Genomic DNA, 19,420 nt, shown 5'->3' with positions numbered 1-19,420 from the left:
TTAATCATTCGTGCCATGAGGCACATGATTAGAAATAATCAGTTTATTGATGAGTCGTAAATCATCATCGAATGTATACAGGTGGGGGACGCCGGTCGCCAACTCGTAGTCGACAATCTGCTGCGGCGTCATCTGCTCGATGTGCATAATGATGGAACGCAGGGAATTTCCGTGGGCGGAAATCAGCACGTTCTCACCGTTCTGAAGATGCGGGACAATTCGCTCCTGGTAGTAAGGCAGGGTTCTTGCCGCGGTCATTTGCAGACTCTCGCCATTGGGGGGTGGAATATCGTAACTGCGGCGCCACAGATGCACCTGTTCTGCGCCGTAATGTTGGTTGGCCCAGTCTTTTTTCAGGCCTTGTAAATCACCGTAGTAACGTTCGTTGAGTTTTTCCGAGACGTGGATTTTCAGTTCATTCGCATCGCCTTCGGTCGGCCTGAAGTATTCATACCATTCACTGCTCTGTTCATGCACCCGCACATATTGCGCGCAATGGTGGTTCTGCCTGAGTATCTCATACAGGCTGTCCTGCGCCCGCAACAGGGTGGAGGTAAAGGCCACATCAAAATGTTCGTTGGTCAGCAATGCCGCCGCCTGTTGCGCTTCAATCACGCCCTGTTGGCTGAGCGAAACATCCACCCAACCGGTAAAACGGTTTTGCAGGTTCCAGATCGACTGGCCGTGCCTGACCAGAAACAATCGGCTCACGATGCTTGCCACTGCGGTTTAAGCACATAGGCCTCAGTGCCAGCATAGGTGGCTGCTACGCCCAACTGCTGTTCGATGCGCAGCAGTTGGTTATAGTTCTCTACCCGTTCACCGCGCGCAGGCGCTCCAGTTTTGAGATGGCTGGTGTCCAACGCTACAGTCATATCGGCGATAAAGCTGTCTACCGTTTCTCCCGAGCGGTGCGAGACAAACGCCCCCCAACCGTGGTTACGAGCCAGGCGGGTGGCGGCGATGGTTTCCATCAGGGTGTCGATCTGGTTGAGTTTGATGAGAACGGCGTTAGCTATATTCTCTTCGATACCACGGGCGATGATTTCCGGGTTGGTGCAGAACACATCGTCGCCCACCAGTTGGATGCGATCCCCCAAAGCTTGATTAAGCTGCTGCCAGCCCGACCAGTCGTCCTGAGCCATACCATCTTCCAGCAACACCAGCGGATAGCTGTCGATCAGCTTGGCGTAATACGCGACCATCGCAGTGGAGTCCTCTCTTCGGTCCTCGCTGCACAAATGATATTGGCCATCCTCATAAAACTCGCTGAAGGCTGGATCGCAAGCAATGCCGACATCCTGCCCCGGCCTTAGACCCGCACTGCGAATCGCCTGCACGATCAGCTCGAAGGGCTCCTCGTTGGAAGACATCCTCGGGGCGAAACCACCTTCATCAGCAACGCCGACGGACAAGCCCTTCTTTTCCAGCAGTACCTGTAACGCGTGATAGATCTCGCTGCCCCATTCGAGTGCCTGGCTGAAACTGTCTGCGCCGTAGGGGGCAATCATGAATTCCTGAAAGTCCACACCCTGCCAATGAGCGTGAAGAACGCCGTTGAGGATATTCATGTGCGGCACCGGCAGACGCGTGGCACCCGGGCCACCGAGGTACTGATACAACAGAAAACCACTGCAGTAGCGGCTGCGCGCGCCACGGCCAGCGAGACACCAAGGATGGCATTGGCTCCCAGGCGCGCTTTGTTAGGTGTCCCGTCCAGTTCGATCATGGTCTGATCGATCACTGCCTGCTGGCGCGCATCCAGCCCCATGAGCGCCAGCATGATGATCTCATTCACATTGGCCACCGCCTGCAAAACGCCCTTGCCGCGATAACATTTGGCATCGCCGTCGCGCAGTTCCACCGCCCCCCGGTTTCCGGTCGAGGCCCCGATAGGCACGGCAGCGCGGGCGAAGCTACCGTCCTGAAGCTCACACTTCACCTCCACAGTGGGATTGCCTCGGGAATCGAGAATCTCGCGTGCCATGAGCGAACCGATGGCAAATCTACTGCTCAATTCTGACTCCTTTTCGTAATAGCCTGCTGATTCATGATGCATTTTCCTCAGCAAAATGGATTTACGATTTGCGATTGAGTGACAGACGCTTTTCCACCGCCAGAACATGCCGAGTCGTGGCGAGCACTGCGTCCGGATTGAGGCTTATCGAGTCGATGCCAATCTCCACCAGATATTCCGCCATCTCGGGATAGTCAGACGGCGCCTGTCCACAGATACTGGTGTGGCGGCCATTGCGTTTTGCGCCCTCCACCGCCAGGCGAATCATCTGTTTCACACCCGGATCGCGTTCATCGAAATCGAAGGCGACGATTTCCGAATCGCGATCCACGCCGAGCGTCAATTGGGTCAGGTCGTTGGAGCCTATGGAGAACCCGTCGAACAGTTTGGCGAAGGCGTCGATCAGGATGACGTTGTTGGGGATCTCGCACATGACGTAGACCTCCAGTCCGTTTTCTCCGCGCTTGAGGCCATGACTGGCCATCGCCGCCAACACCTTTTCGCCCTCCTCCACTCTGCGGCAAAAAGGGATCATCAACTTGACGTTAGTCAGGCCTATCTCGTCGCGCACCCGTTTCATTGCCGCACACTCCAGCGCAAAACCTTCGGCATAAGCAGGATGGGTATAACGGGAAGCTCCACGAAAACCGATCATCGGGTTGTCTTCTTCCGGCTCGAAATACTTACCGCCCAGCAGGGTCGCGTATTCATTGCTTTTGAAGTCGCTCATGCGCACTACGCAGGGTCTTGGATACACCGCCGCAGCAATTGTGGCGACGCCTTCGGCCAAGGTCTTGACGAAGAAATCCGTAGGATCATTGTAAGCGATACTCAGGGCGGCGATCTTTTCACGTGTTGCGTCATCCACCTTTTCCGGGTGTACGAGCGCCATCGGATGTACCTTGATATATTCATTGATAATGAATTCCATACGCGCCAAGCCAATGCCATCCACTGGTAGCGAGGCAAGACTGAAGGCCTGATCGGGATTGCCCAGGTTCATCATGATCTTTGTTTTGGGATGTCCCAACTGGCTGAGATCGGTTTGCTGAATTTCAAAACCCAGAATGCCTTCATAGACATTTCCAGTTTCGCCTTCGGCGCAACTGATGGTGATCAGCGTGCCGGCTTTGATCTCCTCTGCCGCGTTTCCGGCTCCCACGATGGCGGGAATGCCCAGTTCACGCGACACGATGGCGGCATGGCAGGTACGGCCGCCCCGGCTCGTCACAATAGCCGCGGCGGTCTTCATTACAGGTTCCCAGTCCGGTGTCGTGGTATCTGAGACCAGCACCTCGCCCGGTTGAAAATCACTTAGATGTTTGGCATCGTTGATGACACGCGCCTTGCCAGCGCCAATTCTGGTGCCGACCGCTTTGCCCCTCAGCAGGACTGTCGATCTTTGCTTGAGATGGTAAATTTCAAGCACGCTACCTTTCTTTTGCGACGCCACCGTTTCCGGTCGCGCCTGCACCATATATAACAGGCCGTCGATCCCGTCTTTGGCCCATTCCATATCCATGGGTTTGTAAAAACCGGCTTTGCTCGAATAGTGGTTTTCAACTTTGATGGCATAGTCGGCCAGCACAATGACATCCGCATCAGAGATGCAAAAGCGGGTTCGTTCTTCGCTGGGTGTGTCAATATTCTCGGTGTATTCCACCGCGATATTACCGGTATTGAGCGTGTCGGTAAAAATCATCTTCTTTTCTTTGCTACCCAGGCTGCGCTTCAAGACGGCACGATAACCCTCAAGAAAGCTGGGTTTGTGCACATAGAAACTGTCGGGATCGATCGTACCCTGCACGACATTCTCGCCAAGCCCCAGCGCGGCATTGATGAAGACGACATCCCTGAAGCCTGTTTCCGTATCCAGCGAAAACATCACGCCACTGGCTCCGATATCGCTACGCACCATTTTCATGACCACGACGGCGAGATAGACCTTGTAGTAATCAAAGCCATTGTCGTATTTGTAGTGGATGGAGCGGTCGGTAAAGTTGGAAGCCAGGCAACGTTTGTAGGCATCAAGCAAATCATCGTCACTGTCGATGTTGAGATAGGTGTCGTTCTGCCCGGCAAATGACGCCTCCGGCGAATCCTCGGCGGTCGCCGAGGAACGCACCGCCAATGAAATGTTTTCGCCGTATTCCTGTTTAAGTTGGGCATAGCTTTGCAATATCGCCGTCTTTAGATCTTCCGGCACTGCACAGCCGTATACAATTGCCCTCGCCTTTTCCCCCCGCGCCTGCAAATCCTTGATGTTGTCAGGATCGAGTCCATCAAGTACCTCATGCAGGGGTTGCCAGGCCCTATTGTGTTCAAGCACATAACGATATGCCTCAGCGGTAACGGCAAAACCGTTGGGGATGCGTACACCCTCAGCCGTTTGGTTTTGGTACATCTCTCCCAACGATGCGTTTTTGCCACCGACCAGCGGTACATCGTTGATACCCAGCTCTTTGAACCAGCGGATATGGAGGTGTGAATGCATCACGATGCTTCTCCTTTGATAGGGGGGTCAGCTTTGTCGGCCGCTTCTGTAGCCATGGATTCTGGATTGGAAAGTTAGCCCGACAGTGTTCCCAGAGAACGCGCTGCATCGGCGCCAAATACCACCCGATGGTCGCAGCTCAGGGTCAACTCGGCCTTGCCGTTTGCTTCCTCCACCCCAAGCACCAGAATCGCGGAGGCCCCGGCGGAATGATGGCATCAAAATGGGTGATCATTTCAAAGACCCCGAGGTTGGAGAGATAGAAGGTGGCGCCCCAATAATCGTCTGGACCCAGGCGATTTCTTTTAATCTTGTTACTCAGGATACGCCCGTCCTCGCCCAGTTCATCGAAGGGACGTCTGGCGGCGTCTAGCAACACCGGCCTGAGCCGCCCGCCGGGAACATCCACTGCAATCCCAACGTCTACCTGCTTGCGCACTACCAGCGTGAACGGAGTATAGACAGAATTGAAATGAGGTTGCTTCCGTACACACAGAACACAGGCCCTAGCCAGGAGCAGAGTGAGTGATTGCTGTTACGCATGGGCCATCGCCTTTAGAGCGCTATCGGCAAGCGGGCTGACGCGGAAGGTGGGTGTGCCAAGCGGGGCGATCATGTTATTCACGCCACTGTCCTGTACGCGGAGGTAAATAGCTTATAGCTCTAGACAGGGCCGGCATCCAGATTGGGAACAGGGCAGCCGCGAGAACCTGCGACGCACGGATAACACCATCGCTGGCGGCAGTGACCTGATGCAATTCAATGCCCAGTTCGCGTACCAGTCCCCGGGCATACGTTAAGGCTTGACGTCCTACCGCTCAAGCGATACAGCCTGATTGCGCAACGCCTGTCAGGCGAGGTGATTACGTTCGATGTCAATCGCGTCTGGACGGTGGACGATGCTGTGGCGGTGATGAACAGCGCGCAGGATCCTAAGTATGTTTCGAACAGCCCTGTGAGTCCATGGATCAGTGCCGCGCCGTGCGCGAGCTGACTCGCAACCCAATTATCCTCGATGAGTCTATCGTAACCCTGGCAGACCTTGTGTATGCCCAACGCCATAACATCACCCAGGTCATTGGGCTGAAAATCGCCCGGGTCGGTGGCTTGATCAAGGCCCGGCAACTGCGTGACTTCTGCATCCATCACGGTATCCAGATGAACATCGAGGACGTCGGCGGCACCCTGGTTTCGGACCGCGCCGTCATGCACCTGGCCACCGCGACGCCGGCACGCTTTCATCGTGCGAGTTGGAACTGCTACCGGCACCATGATGTGCAACTGGCCACGGGTGGGTTCGATATTCGCCAGGGCCGCGCGTATGTACTGGACAACCCGGGGCCGGGGCTCGAACTAGAGCCCCGGCATTTCAAATCTCCGGTCGCCCAGTACAGTTGAGCGCCCCGGTTCTATCCACCATGTTGATCCATGGAGGCTCCATGTCCAGCGCCCCATCATCCTTGCATCTGGCTCGCAGCTTCGACGCCGATCCCTTTGCATCCTTCACCTTGCCCAGCGAACACTATGTGGATAGCCGGCTCTTCGAGCAGGAAAAGGAGCTGATTTACTATAAGACCTGGCAGTACGTTTGCCACGTTTCAGCCTTGGCCAAGGCCGGTGACTATTACGTCCGGGACCTGGGCCGCCAGAGTGCCCTGGTGGTCAAAGACAAGGACGGCGGGCGACTTTAAGGCATGCCACAATGTGTGCCAGCAGCGTGCACACCGGCTCGTGGAGGGGCGTGGCCATGTGCCCGGGCTATTGACCTGTCCTTACCATGCCTGGACCTATAACACCCAGGGCCAGTTGGTCCGCGCGCGAAAGTCCGAACATCTCAACGACTTCTGTACCGAGCAGGCGCAACCCGCACCCATCCGGCTTGAGGTGTTTTGCGGGTTTATCTTTATCAACTTCGACAGTAACTGCGCATCCATGCAAACCCTGCTTCCCGGTCTGGAAGACTCCATAAGGTCTTTTGCCTCGGAGCCGGAAAAATTGACCCACGCCTACTCCAAGGACTATAGCGTGCAGTCCAACTGGAAAGTTTCGGTGGAAAACTACTCGGAGTGTTATCACTGCCCGATGCGCCATCCGACACTGTCCATGGCCACCCTTGATCTCAAGAGTTACCACTTGGCGATCCATGAGCATTACCACGCCCAAGTCAGCCACGACAGTGGAGCGAATCAAGGGTATATGACGAAGGAAACATCACTGCAGTCCCGTCAGTTTGGTGCCTGGTACCTTTGGCCAAACTTTTGCCTGGAGGTGTACCCGGGGGCTATATGAATGTCCTTATTCTGCTGTCGGGTTTCATTGCGCTGAAAAACCCCGCAGGCGAGCTCTAGACACCTCACGTGTACAGGCTCTGCCCAGGAGCTGTTTATGCTGACGTCATCTCATCTGCCCACGTAATTCTCTGGGCCGTTTCCAGGAGCTGTTCGACCGCCTTCGAGCGGGCCGTGATGCAACACCCAGACGTGAGGGTGCTGCATGAACAGCTGTCGGAACTCTTCCTGTTGCAGCACTTTCCCGCAAAGCATGCGCTGGTCGAGCGCACCCGGCAGGCCGAACAAGGCTCCGTGGGCATCACCCGTTAAAGCCAAGCGATGGCCCTGCTGTGCCAACGCCCCGCATTGCCCCAGCAACGGCAATTTTCCAAAGAGATCGCCTATTTCTTCGACTTCCAGGCCATTGATGGCGCCTGGTTGACGGGTTTCAAGCATGTCTTTCTGGTACGCCAGCCACTGGATGTCATGCAGTCACTTTATCGCGTCAGCCAGGGCGGCGGCACCACTTACTTCGATGCCGCTGAGTCGGGTTTCGATGAGCTGGCGCGTCCCCATCATCTAGTACTGGAGCATTGCCCCAGCGACCAAGTGCTGTACCTGGACAGTGACGCCGACTTAATGGGGATACCCACGGCACCCTGATGCGTTTCTGCGATTTTGCCGATATCGACTTTTCCCCACGACTGCTGTCATGGGAGCCGGAACAGATTGCGCAATGGCAGTTTTTCAAAGGTTGGCATGATGAGGCCGAGCGCTCACCCGGGTTCGCCCTGGTAACACACTCGGCCATGGAGTTCCCTAAGATCGTGGAACAAACGGCGCGGGACAAGCAGGCGATTTATCGGTTTTTCCAGCTATCCGCCACCTGGCAACGGCTGGCTGATGCAGCGGATCACCTCAAGTGCCTGCATGACCGACCACGACGGGACGGGCCACTGGTGCTGCTGACGACCGACGAGAATATCGCCTATTGCTCCCCCGCGCAGGCGCGTCAGCGGTTCCTGTGCCTGATGGCACCTGACACGCCATCGGCCAGGGCCCTTGACTTGCCCCTGATTGCCATCGATCCGTCCAACCCTGGCGCTCAGGCCCCGCAAATCGGTGCGCAACTGGCAACCCTTGCGCGAAATGCGAGCCTGCGCAACCGCACGCATCAAATCGCCAGCAACCGCCGCGCCAGTACTGCCACCGCGCCGGGCCTATCATGGCAGCAACACTTCTTTCGCTTACTGGACCAAGCCCCTGAAAGCCTGGTCGCGATGACACCGCATAGACAATTGAATGCCAGGCAACTGCATGCCCATGCCGTCAGGCTGGCCGAACGTCTGTCGAAAGTTTGAGCCCATAGCGGCTGGGTGGCAAGTCGTGCATTGCCAACCGCGTGCAGGCCGGCCTGCACGGTAAGCGGTTGCACACCTGCCTGCTCGACGACGACCGGCTGCGCCAAGGCTTAACCGCCGACCTGGGCTTTGCCGATAGCGACCGCAAGGAAAACATCCGGCGCACGGCCGAAGTCGGCAGGCTGATGGTGGATGCCGGGGTCATCACCCTATTCTGCCTGATCTCGCCCTTCGAACAGGAACGCCGCATGGCCAGGGCGCCGTTCGCCGCCGACGACTTTATTGAAATATTTATCGATGCGCCGCTGCATGTCCTGGAGCGGCGCGACCCCAAGGGTCTTTACGCCAAGGCACGCAAAGGCCTGATCAAGAATTTCACCGGCATTGACTCGCCCTATGAACGCCCGGTGACCCCCAACATTGTAATTGACAGCACCACCTCCTCAACTGCCATATCCTACTCGTTTAACGCTGTCTATGGCTTTATCACAGCCCTCCGAGGCTCTGCGGGTAGGGTTTGGGGGATTGGTACTGCATCTCTATAACATACGTATCAGACTGTCGCACCACAAAACTAGACGATCCCGTCTAATCTGCGTCAGAATACCTGCTTAGAAGGGTGGGACGATGCCTTCTATGAGGTAGAAGGCTCTCGTGAGCGAAAATCAAAGTCGTATGTACTGGTCGTTCTAGTACCTGAATGACCATCCATAACGGCCATGAGGCCTAATCCGGCCTGTAAATAACTACTACGAACCACAAGGACAAGACATGAGAACTACCCTCTTAGCATCACTGGCGGCGCTTTTCGTGGCTACTTTCGCGGCCTCCTCAAATGGCACTGAGCTGTCCGCTGCGGGTGGAGCTACTAGCCAAGGCGGTTTAACGTATCGGGCCGCGCTCGGGCAGGAATGGGATCAATCATGGATGCAGTCATCTACCGGGCGTCTGACTGGCTATTGGGACGCTGGATATACGTACTGGTCTGCTGGGAGTAACGGTTCAGCTGGACATTCGTTATCCTTCGCTCCGGTATTCGTCTACGAGTTCCAAGGCGAATCGGTCAAACCATTCATAGAAGCGGGAATCGGCGTTGCTGTTTTTTCAAGTACTGTAATTGGTGAACAGAACCTGGGATCCTCGTTCAATTTCGAAGACCGTATCGGTGCCGGCCTGAAATTCAAGGGCGGTCAGAAAATCGGCGTCCGCGCTGTCCACTACTCAAATGTGGGCATTAAGGAACCCAACGATGGCATCGAATCCTTTTCGCTATTTTACGCTCACGATATTTAGTAAAAGCCAACACTTGACCGATCTTGCTTGAGTTGCTACGCGGCCGAGCAAGACCGAATAATCAGCGGAACGCTTACCCCGTACTCGTATGGATTTCTTCCAGCGCTTTTAAGTAAGCGGTCAGGGCTCTAGGCAGTTCTTCAACTAATAACCGTCTGGACATAAGACTGTTTTCGCACGCTACTTGAAATATCCCCATTGGTAACGCCATTAGGGCCTGTACGTATGCGTGACGGGTATCAGCGTCAACCTTAGGCAAGCGCAGTCCTAGCATGTGTGCATACGTGCCCTCGATTCTCATGCGCAGTTCCGGCTTGTTGAAGCGGTAAGAGCCATCGACCGGATAGATCATAGAAACGAGATCTCTATGCTTTTCGACGTACTCAAATATCGGAACAATCAGGTGAGCGATTACCCCCTCTGCGCTTTCTTTTACCCACACACTGTCATCTAGTTCACTTATTTGAGTTGTGATGGCAGAGAGGGCTTCCTCATGTCGCTCGGCCAGAGCCTCAAGCACCCTTTGTTTGTCAGGAAAGAAGTGATAGAGCGAGCCGATGGACGTGCCCGCTTCACGTGCTAAACCATGCATGGTCAACTGAGTAACACTCTGGTCAACGATCATACGAGCACAGGCATCGAGTATAGCTGTTACACGCTCTCGCCCCCTTGCTTGCTGGGGCGGACGTGGGGATGGAGGGCTTTTTCTTTCGGTCATAAGATGATTGCGCTGTAGACGATTCAGTATGCCTCATTTACCCGTCTACCCCTAAAGCTTAATACTAGACCTACCGTCTAGTAGCTCGCACTTACCCCCTTTGAACCTCAAGGAGATATAGCCGCACCTCAAGGTGGAAAGCCCACGAACAGTCATCCATGCTCGGCGCACCGTCTGCACCCAAGCAGTGCCCATGGGTTCACTTTGAGAGCGCGCTTCTAGCGAGATTTCTGGGAGTTACTTTCAAACAGCACCGTCAGATCCAGCAGCGCAGCGGTCGGTGTCGAGTCGTCGGCGAAGGTCGTTGCCCACTGACTAAATGGCAAATTGCTGGTCAACACCCCGCTGCCATGCTCGTACCGTTTGACGATGACATTGAAGAACAGGTTGGCTTCGTCACGTCCGAACGGCAGATAGCCGATCTCATCGATTACCAGCAGTTTCGAGCGTTGAATAACGCGACTGAAGTGCTGAGCCAGGCGCCCTTGATGGTGCGCGGCGACCAGTTGCAACGTCAGGTCGGCGGCGGAAATGAATCGGGTGGAAATGCCTGCCATGATTGCCCGATGAGCCAGCGCACTAGCCAAGTGTGTTTTGCCAACACCCGATGGCCCTAGCAGCACGACGTTTTCCTTACGCTCGATGAAGGCCAGACCGGCCAATTCCATGATCTGACTTTGCGGTGCGCCGCTGGCGAATTTGAAGTCGTATTGTTCAACCGTTTTCACCGCCGGCAGCCCGGACTGTTGCAGCAGCGCTTGCCGTCTCCGTTCGTTTCGAGCGCTATCCTCGCTCAGTAGAAGTTGTTCCGGGAAGTCGGCATAGCTCGTTTCTTTTTCGGCGGTTTGCTGGGCCAGTGCCGGCCAGTCCGTCGCAAAAGTGTCCAGCTTGAACTGTTGGCAAAGAGACTCGATGCGCAGATATTGAAGGTTCATGGACGCACCTCGAGCAGTGCCTGATAGACCGATAGCGGATGCTGCAAGCTTTCCGCCGGCATGGGTTGGACGATCGAAATCATGCTGCTCGCAACCCCTTGGATTTCGGCAGGGGTACCTCCCCAGAAAAAGCGATTTATCAGACCTCATGTTTTTTACTGAATAATTCGACTTCTGACTTGATTCTGCTCCCAGATCCATATGGACCAGAATCATGCCAACTACCGTCTTTCGCTGTTTTTTACTGTTCTCGCTGGCTATCGTCGATGGCAGCAGCTATGCCGCCTCGGCTCATGAGCAGGAACAGCTCAGCCTGATCCAGCAGCAGCTCAACATTATCGAACGCCTTGCAATGCAAGCTGAGGCAGCCAGCACGTCTGGACCTAACGAACGCTATCGCTTCGACTACCCCCGACTGATCCAGGACATTCAGCGTATCCGCCAAGGGATACAGGGTTACCTGTCCCCTTCCCGCGCTCAACCTCGCGATCCCACTGAATTGGTCGGCGATTACCGCCTCGACACTATGCCCGCAGAGTCCTCGCCATGAGCATGACCGACGCCCAGACCACTGCCTTCCAAAACGCCGCCGGCTTCTCACCGCAAAGCAGTTCGACACTCTGGCTGTCCCTGGTTCTCGTCCTGGTTTTGCTGTGGTGTGCCTGGGTGATGTGGACGGCATACCGGGGATGGGCAACAGGCAGTGTGCGCTTCGGCGCGTTTGGCGGCAGCGCCGCGCGCGTGCTGCTCACATTGCTGGTTCTGATGTTCTTCACCCTGTCCTAACACCGGAGATCACCATCATGCTCAAGTACCTTGTCCCCCTAAAAAATAACCTACGTGATCGCGCCAGTCAGCGCCTGATCGGTCTGTTGTTGGTGCTCGGTCCAAGCCTGGCTTTTGCCGAACTACCGACCATGGAGGCACCTTCGCGGGGTGAAGGTTCCGGGTTGATCGAAACGATTAAAAACTACGCCTACGACGGCGGCATCCTGCTCGGCCTGCTGATCGCCCTTCTCGCGTTCTTGGGTGTGGCGTGGCATTCCCTGACGGTCTATGCCGACGTGCAGAACCAGCGCAAGACCTGGAAAGACCTCGGCGCGGTGGTTGGCATCGGTGCCCTTCTGGTGGTGATCATCATCTGGTTCCTGACTAAGGCTGCCGCGATTTTGTGAGGACGGGATGAACGACACTATCGAACGTCTTACTGACGGCACCTTGGTCTTTCTGCCGGAGCGACTCAATCGTGACCCTGCCGTATTGCGTGGTCTGACCAATGATGAGATGTGGGTGGCGCTCGGCGCCGGCGCACTCGTCGGCCTGGTGCTGGGTGTTCCTCTGGCGATCGCCACCGCTTCCATTGCCGTAGCGCCCACCAGCATGATCGCAGGCATGGCAATGGTGCTATTTGCCGGTGGCACGCTACTGCGTCGAGCCAAACGGGCTCGCCCCGAGACCTGGTTGTACCGCAAGCTCGAATGGATACTCGCCAGCCGTTGGCGCCTGAGGCGCGGAAGTTTGATTCTCCACTCTGGCGCCTGGACGGTTCGCCGTTCGCGTCGACTGCGCCCGGCCCTGCCCCGGTGGCAGCCATGAGTCGTTTTCGGAACAAGGTGGATGCCCAGCAGGCCCACATCTTCAGCCTACGCCTGGCGGTAATGGTCCTCGCCCTGGTCTGTGCCGGACTCTGGTATGGCTGGCGTTCGGCACCGACCGATCTGACTGTGCATGTCCCCCCCGATCTGCGCTCGGGCAGCACGCGCAAGTGGTGGGATATCCCCTCAGAGAATGTCTATGCCTTTGCCCTGTACATCTTTGGCCAACTCAACCGCTGGCCCTCGGATGGTGAGCAGGATTATCGCCGCGCTATCTATGGCTTGCAGTCCTACCTGACACCCTCCTGCAAGGCCTTCCTCGACGGCGACTACGAGTACCGCAAGGCCGCTGGTGAACTGCGCCAGCGAGTGCGTGGCGTCTACGAAATTCTGGGCCGAGGCTACAGCGAAGATCCGGAACTCAGGGTCAAGCAACTCGATCGCGACAGCTGGCTGGTCAAGCTCGACCTCAACGCCGATGAGTATTACGCCGCCGAACCGGTGAAACGGGTGGTGGTGCGTTATCCACTACGCGTGGTGCGTTTTGACCTGGATCCCGAACGCAACAAGTGGGGGCTGGCGCTGGATTGCTATCAGGGCACTCCGCAAAAAATCTCCCTGCCTGGAGGTGAGCCATGAAGAGGATGTCTACCCTGGGACTCACCGTCGCACTGATGCTATGGGGAGTTGCAGCGCAGGCCGTCGAGCTGATGCACTGGGAACGCCTACCCCTCGCGGTCCCACTGGTGATCAATCAGGAGCGGGTGGTCTTTGTCGATGAGGCTGTTCGAGTCGGCGTGCCCTCAACCTTGACGGACAAGCTACGCGTGCAATCAACCGGTGGCACGTTGTACCTGCGCGCGTCGGAAGCCATTGCACCGACCCGCCTGCAACTGCAATCGGTCGCGACGGACGAGATCATCCTGCTGGACATCGCGGCCACGCCCGGTGATCAACCGCTGGAGCCCGTGCGTATTCTCAAGAATGCTCAGGCGCAGGCTGCTGAGGCAGAATTTAGCACCGCCCCTGCTCCAGAGCGGACGCCGATTCCGGTCGCTTTGACGCGCTACGCCGCACAGAGCCTGTACGCGCCGCTGCGCACCGTAGAGTCCCTACCCGGTGTACGCCGCGTGCCGCTCAAGCTGGGCACCGAACTGCCGACCCTACTGCCGACCGAAAACGTGTCCAGCACACCCATCGGCGCCTGGCGACTTGGTGATTACTGGGTGACGGCGGTGAAACTGCGCAATCGTGGTCCAGAGACGGTGCAACTCGATCCGCGTCGGCTTCAGGTCAAGCTGTTCGCCGCGGCCTTCCAGCATGCTTTCCTCGGGCCTGTCGGCAGCGCAGAAGACACCACGATTGCCTACCTCGTCACCCGCAGTGCCGGCCTCGAACACGCCGTGCTGCTTCCGCCCGTTGCGCGAGGTGCTGGCGATGAACGCTAACGCATTGCTCAAATGGCTGGTACCGGCGGCGCTGCTGGCCGTGGTGTTGATCATCCTGAAAAGCTGGGTCGCGGGTGGCAGCACGCCCTCTCCAGAGCACCCAGTGGATCAGGGCAACCTTCAGTTATCCGCCGAGCAAGCCAAGTCGCTCGGCATTGCTGGCGATACCCCACGCGACACGGTCGCCACCCTAGTCGGGCAGGTGAAGGCCATGCGCAGCGACATGCTCGGTTTGAAGAAACACAACGATTCGCTGCAGACGGAAAACAACCGCCTGCGCGAACGGGAGAACAGTGTCGATTCGCGTATCCAGACGGCGCTTGGCAGCGTGACCCAGCAGGTCGACGAAGGCCGTCGACAAGCCAACGAGGCCCGACTCAAAGCGGAACAAGACAGTCGTCAGGCGCGCAGTCTGCTGACGCAATTGCAGGATCAGTTGTCGGGGCTGAGCGGCAAAGGCAAGGATATGCCAATCGGATTGGGGCTTGAGCCAGGCGACGGTGCTCAGTTCGAAGGGCAGCATTCTACTAATGATGCGCTGCAGTGGATTGAACCCTCGGATGCTCCGTCCACCGACGCCCGAGGCAAAACCAAGACCTCCTCCGCACTGCGCTTGCCTACCGCCTTCAACTCACTGGAGGGCTTGAACGATAACGCGATTGATCGCAGCCAGAAACAGCTACGTAAAGTCACCCAGGGTGCGCGTGACCCGACACGTTCCGCTGATCGTACCGAAGGCGCGAAGCCGGCTTACACCATTCCCGAAAACGCGACATTGATGGGCTCGGTCGCCATGACCGCGCTGATCGGCCGAGTCCCGGTGGACGGCACAGTGAATGATCCCTATCCCTTCAAGGTACTGGTCGGCCCCGAGAACCTGACGGCCAACGGCATCGACCTACCGGACGTCGCGGGGGCCGTGATGAGCGGCACAGCGTCCGGTGACTGGACCCTGTCTTGCGTACGCGGACAGGTCGAGTCGATCACCTTTGTGTTTACCGATGGCACCATCCGCACGGTGCCTCAGCCGAAGGCGGTCGCCAGCCGCAATGCCTCCACCACCCAGAGTTCGAACTCCGACAAGATCCGTGGCGGACTCGGCTACCTGTCCGACCCGTATGGTATTCCTTGCATTGCCGGCGAGCGCCGCTCGAACGCCCAACAATACCTCGGCAGCCAGAGCTTGATCACCGCGGCCGGCGCGGGTGTCGCTGCCTTGCTCGGGGATGAGCGGAACAACAGCAGCATGATCAGTTCGGGAGGCAGTACGCTCGGGGTCACCAATAGCAGTGGCAATAGCGCGCTGAATTCAATTCTCAGTGGTGGGGTCAGCGACATCCGCGAGTGGGTCAACAAACTGTATGGCGAAGCCTTCGCTGCAGTGTACGTGCCACCGGCCGCCCAGGTCGCACTGCACCTCGACCATGAGATCACCATCGACTACGAGCCCAAGGGCCGGAGCGTTCGCCATGAAAAAGACCATGCCTCCCTGCCTGACCTGGATTAGCTTGATCTGCTGGGTCCTGACGGGGTGTTCCACCGACAAGGACACGCTTTTGCCCCATGGCGAGCAAACCATGCTGGACATCTGGAACGGCGCCGGTTCGCAAGGCACTCAGCAGCAACTGCTGGATGCTCGGCAGCAGTTACGCCGCCCGTTGGCTCAAGCAGATTTCTCCGTTGTTCTCCAGGAACCGTACACGCGTACAGCGGCGAACGAGATCCGCAACCTGTTCCCTCGCTTGCCCAATCCCGATCTAGTGCTTTACGTGTATCCGCATTTGAGTGGTACCGAGCAGGCACCAGTCCCGGGTTACTCGACCGTCTTTCCGTTCTACCAACAGGTGCAGTACGCGTTGCCTGGTGAACGTCAGGAAGACTTGTAGTGCGTACCGGCGATTCGGGCAATCGCACTTCTGCGTGGAAAGCCTGGCGCCACCCATTGCGCCCTCGCGCCACCTTGGCCGATGAAGCTGCACTGTATGCGCACAACCCCAGCTTCACCGATCACCAGCCTTGGGTGGAATACCTCGACACCGAACAGTGTTTTCTGCTCGATGACAACCGCTCGGTGGGTGCGGTGTTCGAGTTACTGCCCATCGGCACCGAAGGGCGCGAACCTGATTGGCTGATGGCGGCTCGCGATGCCCTCGAAGATGCCCTGCAGGACAGTTTCGATGAGCTGGATCAAGCGCCTTGGGTGGCGCAATTTTTCTGCCAGGACGACAACGACTTCACCCTCTACTTGAACCGGTTCACCGACTATATTCAGGACAGCGCGCGAGGCACTGTCTTCACCGAAGCGTACCTGGAACTGACTCGCCGCCATCTGAAGGCCATCGCCAAGCCCGGTGGTCTGTTTGAAGATAAGGTGGTTACCCGCCTACCCTGGCGTGGCAATAACCGGAGGGTGCGCCTGGTGGTCTATCGCTGGCTTGAGTCTGACGCTGAGGAGACGGGACTCACCCCAGTGCAATCGCTGCAACAGGCTTGCGAACGTATCCGTGCTTCGTTGCAGGCGTGCGGGGTGCAATCAACACGAGTCGATGGCCGAGGTCTGTATGCCTGGTTATTGCCCTGGTTCAATCCTGCGCCCACGCTCACCAATGAAGCCCCCGAGGATTTCTACCGCCGTGTGGCCTATCCGGAGTCGGGTGACGGTGAGTCGCTGGATCTGCCCTTCGATCATGACTTTGCCGAGCGGCTGTTCTTCAACGAACCGCGTTCGGATGTGCAGCACGGACTCTGGTTTTTTGACGATCAGCCACACCGGGTCATGGTAGTGGATAAGCTGCGCCGGGCGCCCTTGATTGGTCAACTCACCGGAGAAAACCGCAAGGGCGACGCGGTGAATGCCCTGTTCGACCAGTTACCCGAAGGTACGGTGATGAGTCTGACCTTGGTGGTCAAGCCCCAAGATGTACTTGAGGATCAGTTGAACCGCCTGGCGCGCAAAGCCATCGGTGAAAACCTGGCCTCGACCCAGACCCGTCAGGATGTCGAAGAAGCCCGCGCGATCATCGGCCGTCAGCACAAGCTGTACCGCGGCACGCTGGCGTTTTACGTGCGCGGTGACGATGAACAGCAACTGCACCAGCGCTCGGTCAGCCTAGCCAATGCGCTGCTGGGTGCGGGCTTGCAACCGGTACGCGAAGGCGATGAGATCGCCGCCTGCAACAGCTACCTGCGTTGGTTACCGATGGCTTACAACCCGGCCCGCGACACGCGCAACTGGTACACCCGCCTGATGTTTGTTCAACACCTAGCGAACCTCGTTCCGGTCTGGGGCCGAAGCACAGGAACAGGACATCCGGGTATCACCCTGTTCAATCGTGGCGGTTCGCCGTTGAGCTTTGATCCGTTGTCACGCCTGGACCGGGCTATGAACGGTCATCTGCTGTTGTTCGGCCCGACCGGCGCAGGCAAGTCGGCCACCCTGGTCACCCTGCTGATGCAGGTCATGGCCGTGTACCGCCCGCGGCTGGTTATTGTCGAGGCCGGCAATTCGTTTGGCTTGCAGGGTGACTACTTCGCGACACAGGGTCTGTCGGTCAACAAGGTTCAGTTAAAACCTGGCGCCTCGGTCAGTCTTGCACCCTTCGCCGATGCCTACCGCCTGGTAGAGCAACCAGATCAGGTGGCAAATCTATCGATCGATGAGTGGGATGATGAAGCCGTAGCGAGTCGCGAAGACCAGCGAGATATTCTCGGAGAACTGGAAATCACCGCGCGCCTGATGATCACTGGCGGCGAGGCTAAGGAAGAAGCACGCCTGAGCCGGGCCGATCGCAGCCTGATTCGCGAGTGCATTCTCGATGCGGCGCAAACCTGCGTCACCTCGGGCAGTCAGGTGCTGACCCGCGACGTGCGCGACGCCTTGCTGCGCGTCGCCGCCGACCCGCACTTGCCGGAGAAGCGTCGCGAGCGTGCCCAGGAAATGGGCGAATCCATCGACCTGTTTTGCCAGGGGTTCGAGGGTGAACTGTTCGATCGCGAGGGCACGCCTTGGCCCGAGAGCGATGTGACCATTGTCGACCTGGCCACTTACGCTCGCGAAGGCTATGAGGCCCAGATGTCCATCAGCTACATTAGCCTGATGAACACCGTGAACAATCTTGCCGAGCGCGACCAGTACCTGGGGCGGCCGATCATCATGGTCACCGACGAAGGCCATATCGTCACCAAAAACCCATTATTGGCACCGTTCGTGGTCAAGGGTACGAAGATGTGGCGCAAACTTGGCGCGTGGTTCTGGCTGGCGACGCAAAACCTTGCCGACTTTCCCGCGGCCGCGCAGACCATGCTCAACATGATCGAATGGTGGATTTGTTTGAACATGCCGCCCGCGGAAATCGAAGAAATCGCACGGTTTAAGAAACTCACTCCGGCGCAGAAAGCCTTGCTGCTCTCCGCCAACAAAGAACCGGGAAAATACACTGAAGGAGTGGTGTTGTCGAAGAAACTCGAAACGCTGTTTCGGGCTGTACCGCCTAGCCTCTATCTCGCCCTGGCCATGACGGAGCCCGAGGAAAAAGCCGAGCGTTGGACATTGATGCAGGACAACGGCTGTTCAGAGTTGGAAGCGGCTTACCGGGTAGCTGATCGGATCGATAGAGCGCGAGGAATAGAACCCGCATAAAGAAATTTATTCAGGTCTCGCGCTCTAAAGCGAGCGACAGGTCACTGTGATGCGCCTCGAAGCCGCTGCTGAATCCTCAACAAGAATCCGGCTTCAAAAGCATCTTGGCAGTCGCCGACGGGAAAGGTCTTGCGGGTTTGCGCCAGCGCCCACCACAGTGGAGTCTCCCCGGGCGTATCAAGCCAAGCTTGAGCACATTGCACGCCACGTTCAATCATCGGGGCAAATTCGCTGCCCCAAGGCGTCAGAAGACTTGGGCAACCATCCGCCGTCGGAATTGAAATGTAGTTTTCGTCCATACACACCCTAGATGTCTGAATTATTGTTAGATGTGGAATCCAACCTCGAAAAGCTTAACGACACCAAATGAACGCTCGATAACAGGCATGAACACCAAATGGTCTAGTTGAATGCCAATGTAGACTATATCCCGTGGATTGAGAGTCCCTCAAGGCGCAGTTTGCGCGCATGACTCAAAACTACGAACAGCTTCGTCTGCATCTGTCGGAAAACATCCGCTTGATGCGACGCGTGAAAAACCTGACCCAAGAGCAACTGGCGCTCATGGCCGAGGGGGACTGTCAGATATTTTGTGTGCGGGCCGGTAACGGCCTGCCGTCAGGCAGGCCGTGCTTTTACCAGGTCGGCCT

General features: G+C 57.2%; 23 protein-coding genes and 2 pseudogenes. 18 read left to right on the top strand and 7 right to left on the bottom strand.

What is annotated here, in order from left to right; all coding sequences use genetic code 11:
• The 4 genes and pseudogenes from AC1Q6I_RS24800 to AC1Q6I_RS24785 all read right to left on the bottom strand — a co-directional run bounded on the left by AC1Q6I_RS24800 (window position 1) and on the right by AC1Q6I_RS24785 (window position 5,031).
• A complete protein-coding gene (locus AC1Q6I_RS24800) occupies window positions 1-711 on the bottom strand; it encodes a 2,3-bisphosphoglycerate-dependent phosphoglycerate mutase (protein WP_102624254.1) in 711 nt (236 codons plus the stop codon).
• A pseudogene (gene eno / locus AC1Q6I_RS24795) lies at window positions 708-2,059 on the bottom strand (phosphopyruvate hydratase). Before eno ends, AC1Q6I_RS24800 begins: the two are co-directional and overlap by 4 nt.
• A 19-nt stretch (window positions 2,060-2,078) precedes the next feature.
• Window positions 2,079-4,511: a phosphoenolpyruvate synthase gene (ppsA, locus tag AC1Q6I_RS24790; protein WP_102624253.1), complete on the bottom strand. Its 2,433-nt coding sequence runs from the start codon at window positions 4,509-4,511 to the stop codon at window positions 2,079-2,081.
• A 145-nt stretch (window positions 4,512-4,656) separates the two neighbouring features.
• Window positions 4,657-5,031, bottom strand: coding sequence for a 2-oxo acid dehydrogenase subunit E2 (locus AC1Q6I_RS24785; RefSeq protein WP_102624252.1), 375 nt, complete (start codon window positions 5,029-5,031; stop codon window positions 4,657-4,659).
• A gap of 443 nt (window positions 5,032-5,474) precedes the next feature.
• Here AC1Q6I_RS24785 and AC1Q6I_RS24780 point away from each other — a divergent pair, with 443 nt between their 5' ends.
• The 8 genes from AC1Q6I_RS24780 to AC1Q6I_RS24745 all read left to right on the top strand — a co-directional run bounded on the left by AC1Q6I_RS24780 (window position 5,475) and on the right by AC1Q6I_RS24745 (window position 9,435).
• On the top strand, window positions 5,475-5,909 hold the full coding sequence (locus AC1Q6I_RS24780) for an enolase C-terminal domain-like protein (RefSeq protein WP_256581249.1): 435 nt from the start codon (window positions 5,475-5,477) through the stop codon (window positions 5,907-5,909).
• A gap of 41 nt (window positions 5,910-5,950) precedes the next feature.
• Window positions 5,951-6,202, top strand: a complete 252-nt coding sequence (locus AC1Q6I_RS24775) for a hypothetical protein (RefSeq protein WP_256581250.1) — start codon at window positions 5,951-5,953, stop codon at window positions 6,200-6,202.
• Window positions 6,129-6,800 (top strand): aromatic ring-hydroxylating oxygenase subunit alpha, encoded by a 672-nt coding sequence (locus tag AC1Q6I_RS24770; protein ID WP_310592860.1) that lies wholly within the window; start codon window positions 6,129-6,131, stop codon window positions 6,798-6,800. The genes AC1Q6I_RS24775 and AC1Q6I_RS24770 overlap by 74 nt, the downstream gene beginning before the upstream one ends.
• 173 nt (window positions 6,801-6,973) lie before the next feature.
• Window positions 6,974-7,111, top strand: coding sequence for a hypothetical protein (locus tag AC1Q6I_RS24765; protein ID WP_158244432.1), 138 nt, complete (start codon window positions 6,974-6,976; stop codon window positions 7,109-7,111).
• Between the two features lie 9 nt (window positions 7,112-7,120).
• Window positions 7,121-7,444 carry a hypothetical protein gene (locus tag AC1Q6I_RS24760; RefSeq protein WP_102624251.1) on the top strand — a complete coding sequence of 108 codons (324 nt, stop codon included), beginning with the start codon at window positions 7,121-7,123 and terminating at the stop codon, window positions 7,442-7,444.
• A complete protein-coding gene (locus AC1Q6I_RS24755) occupies window positions 7,444-8,142 on the top strand; it encodes a hypothetical protein (RefSeq protein WP_102624250.1) in 699 nt (232 codons plus the stop codon). The genes AC1Q6I_RS24760 and AC1Q6I_RS24755 overlap by 1 nt, the downstream gene beginning before the upstream one ends.
• Window positions 8,143-8,153: 11 nt before the next feature.
• Window positions 8,154-8,687, top strand: coding sequence for an adenylyl-sulfate kinase (cysC, locus tag AC1Q6I_RS24750; protein ID WP_102624249.1), 534 nt, complete (start codon window positions 8,154-8,156; stop codon window positions 8,685-8,687).
• A gap of 226 nt (window positions 8,688-8,913) precedes the next feature.
• Window positions 8,914-9,435 carry an acyloxyacyl hydrolase gene (locus tag AC1Q6I_RS24745; protein WP_102624248.1) on the top strand — a complete coding sequence of 174 codons (522 nt, stop codon included), beginning with the start codon at window positions 8,914-8,916 and terminating at the stop codon, window positions 9,433-9,435.
• Window positions 9,436-9,508: 73 nt separating this feature from the next.
• On the opposite strand, the gene AC1Q6I_RS24740 is transcribed toward AC1Q6I_RS24745, so the two are convergent.
• A complete protein-coding gene (locus AC1Q6I_RS24740) occupies window positions 9,509-10,153 on the bottom strand; it encodes a TetR/AcrR family transcriptional regulator (protein WP_046481818.1) in 645 nt (214 codons plus the stop codon).
• Between the two features lie 218 nt (window positions 10,154-10,371).
• Entirely contained in the window at window positions 10,372-11,088 is a 717-nt protein-coding gene (gene istB, locus AC1Q6I_RS24735; RefSeq protein WP_158244431.1) for an IS21-like element helper ATPase IstB, read from the bottom strand.
• Between the two features lie 214 nt (window positions 11,089-11,302).
• Here istB and AC1Q6I_RS24730 point away from each other — a divergent pair, with 214 nt between their 5' ends.
• Genes AC1Q6I_RS24730 through AC1Q6I_RS24690 form a run of 9 tightly spaced genes read left to right on the top strand, consistent with a single transcriptional unit; the run spans window position 11,303 to window position 18,770 of the window.
• Complete coding sequence (locus AC1Q6I_RS24730) at window positions 11,303-11,638, top strand: integrative conjugative element protein, RAQPRD family (protein WP_102624246.1); 336 nt, start codon at window positions 11,303-11,305, stop codon at window positions 11,636-11,638.
• On the top strand, window positions 11,635-11,874 hold the full coding sequence (locus tag AC1Q6I_RS24725) for a TIGR03758 family integrating conjugative element protein (RefSeq protein WP_102624245.1): 240 nt from the start codon (window positions 11,635-11,637) through the stop codon (window positions 11,872-11,874). The genes AC1Q6I_RS24730 and AC1Q6I_RS24725 overlap by 4 nt, the downstream gene beginning before the upstream one ends.
• Window positions 11,875-11,891: 17 nt before the next feature.
• Window positions 11,892-12,263, top strand: coding sequence for a TIGR03745 family integrating conjugative element membrane protein (locus tag AC1Q6I_RS24720; RefSeq protein WP_101270206.1), 372 nt, complete (start codon window positions 11,892-11,894; stop codon window positions 12,261-12,263).
• A gap of 7 nt (window positions 12,264-12,270) precedes the next feature.
• Entirely contained in the window at window positions 12,271-12,684 is a 414-nt protein-coding gene (locus tag AC1Q6I_RS24715) for a TIGR03750 family conjugal transfer protein (protein ID WP_102624244.1), read from the top strand.
• The gene (locus AC1Q6I_RS24710) at window positions 12,681-13,322 is read left to right on the top strand and encodes a PFL_4703 family integrating conjugative element protein (protein ID WP_102624243.1); all 642 of its coding nucleotides are present in this window, start codon (window positions 12,681-12,683) and stop codon (window positions 13,320-13,322) included. The genes AC1Q6I_RS24715 and AC1Q6I_RS24710 overlap by 4 nt, the downstream gene beginning before the upstream one ends.
• Window positions 13,319-14,131 (top strand): TIGR03749 family integrating conjugative element protein, encoded by an 813-nt coding sequence (locus AC1Q6I_RS24705; protein ID WP_102624242.1) that lies wholly within the window; start codon window positions 13,319-13,321, stop codon window positions 14,129-14,131. The genes AC1Q6I_RS24710 and AC1Q6I_RS24705 overlap by 4 nt, the downstream gene beginning before the upstream one ends.
• Window positions 14,121-15,638 carry a TIGR03752 family integrating conjugative element protein gene (locus AC1Q6I_RS24700; RefSeq protein WP_102624241.1) on the top strand — a complete coding sequence of 506 codons (1,518 nt, stop codon included), beginning with the start codon at window positions 14,121-14,123 and terminating at the stop codon, window positions 15,636-15,638. Before AC1Q6I_RS24705 ends, AC1Q6I_RS24700 begins: the two co-directional genes overlap by 11 nt.
• Complete coding sequence (locus AC1Q6I_RS24695) at window positions 15,601-16,017, top strand: TIGR03751 family conjugal transfer lipoprotein (protein ID WP_102624240.1); 417 nt, start codon at window positions 15,601-15,603, stop codon at window positions 16,015-16,017. Before AC1Q6I_RS24700 ends, AC1Q6I_RS24695 begins: the two co-directional genes overlap by 38 nt.
• Window positions 16,017-18,770 carry a conjugative transfer ATPase gene (locus AC1Q6I_RS24690; RefSeq protein WP_102624239.1) on the top strand — a complete coding sequence of 918 codons (2,754 nt, stop codon included), beginning with the start codon at window positions 16,017-16,019 and terminating at the stop codon, window positions 18,768-18,770. The genes AC1Q6I_RS24695 and AC1Q6I_RS24690 overlap by 1 nt, the downstream gene beginning before the upstream one ends.
• A 41-nt stretch (window positions 18,771-18,811) precedes the next feature.
• On the opposite strand, the gene AC1Q6I_RS24685 is transcribed toward AC1Q6I_RS24690, so the two are convergent.
• Window positions 18,812-19,069, bottom strand: a complete 258-nt coding sequence (locus tag AC1Q6I_RS24685; protein ID WP_102624238.1) for a LasR-specific antiactivator QslA — start codon at window positions 19,067-19,069, stop codon at window positions 18,812-18,814.
• 169 nt (window positions 19,070-19,238) lie between these two features.
• Here AC1Q6I_RS24685 and AC1Q6I_RS24680 point away from each other — a divergent pair.
• Window positions 19,239-19,420 (top strand): annotated as a pseudogene (locus tag AC1Q6I_RS24680) (hypothetical protein); the annotation flags it as partial.

Source organism: Pseudomonas sp. MPR-R2A5, from assembly GCF_058793055.1.
Note: the sequence above shows the minus strand (reverse complement) of the source record. Positions and strands in the feature narration are given on the sequence as shown.

Bases quoted from the DNA above. Each gene is read 5' to 3' on its own strand.
- AC1Q6I_RS24780 (WP_256581249.1), top strand. From the start codon at position 5,475: ATGGATCAGTGCCGCGCCGTGCGCGAGCTGACTCGCAACCCAATTATC.
- AC1Q6I_RS24700 (WP_102624241.1), top strand. From the start codon at position 14,121: ATGAACGCTAACGCATTGCTCAAATGGCTGGTACCGGCGGCGCTGCTG.
- AC1Q6I_RS24740 (WP_046481818.1), bottom strand. From the start codon at position 10,153: ATGACCGAAAGAAAAAGCCCTCCATCCCCACGTCCGCCCCAGCAAGCA.
- AC1Q6I_RS24755 (WP_102624250.1), top strand. From the start codon at position 7,444: ATGCGTTTCTGCGATTTTGCCGATATCGACTTTTCCCCACGACTGCTG.
- ppsA (WP_102624253.1), bottom strand. From the start codon at position 4,511: ATGCATTCACACCTCCATATCCGCTGGTTCAAAGAGCTGGGTATCAAC.
- AC1Q6I_RS24715 (WP_102624244.1), top strand. From the start codon at position 12,271: ATGAACGACACTATCGAACGTCTTACTGACGGCACCTTGGTCTTTCTG.
- AC1Q6I_RS24685 (WP_102624238.1), bottom strand. From the start codon at position 19,069: ATGGACGAAAACTACATTTCAATTCCGACGGCGGATGGTTGCCCAAGT.
- AC1Q6I_RS24695 (WP_102624240.1), top strand. From the start codon at position 15,601: ATGAAAAAGACCATGCCTCCCTGCCTGACCTGGATTAGCTTGATCTGC.
- AC1Q6I_RS24720 (WP_101270206.1), top strand. From the start codon at position 11,892: ATGCTCAAGTACCTTGTCCCCCTAAAAAATAACCTACGTGATCGCGCC.
- AC1Q6I_RS24710 (WP_102624243.1), top strand. From the start codon at position 12,681: ATGAGTCGTTTTCGGAACAAGGTGGATGCCCAGCAGGCCCACATCTTC.
- AC1Q6I_RS24775 (WP_256581250.1), top strand. From the start codon at position 5,951: ATGTCCAGCGCCCCATCATCCTTGCATCTGGCTCGCAGCTTCGACGCC.
- AC1Q6I_RS24745 (WP_102624248.1), top strand. From the start codon at position 8,914: ATGAGAACTACCCTCTTAGCATCACTGGCGGCGCTTTTCGTGGCTACT.
- AC1Q6I_RS24760 (WP_102624251.1), top strand. From the start codon at position 7,121: ATGGCCCTGCTGTGCCAACGCCCCGCATTGCCCCAGCAACGGCAATTT.
- AC1Q6I_RS24725 (WP_102624245.1), top strand. From the start codon at position 11,635: ATGAGCATGACCGACGCCCAGACCACTGCCTTCCAAAACGCCGCCGGC.
- AC1Q6I_RS24705 (WP_102624242.1), top strand. From the start codon at position 13,319: ATGAAGAGGATGTCTACCCTGGGACTCACCGTCGCACTGATGCTATGG.
- AC1Q6I_RS24730 (WP_102624246.1), top strand. From the start codon at position 11,303: ATGCCAACTACCGTCTTTCGCTGTTTTTTACTGTTCTCGCTGGCTATC.
- istB (WP_158244431.1), bottom strand. From the start codon at position 11,088: ATGAACCTTCAATATCTGCGCATCGAGTCTCTTTGCCAACAGTTCAAG.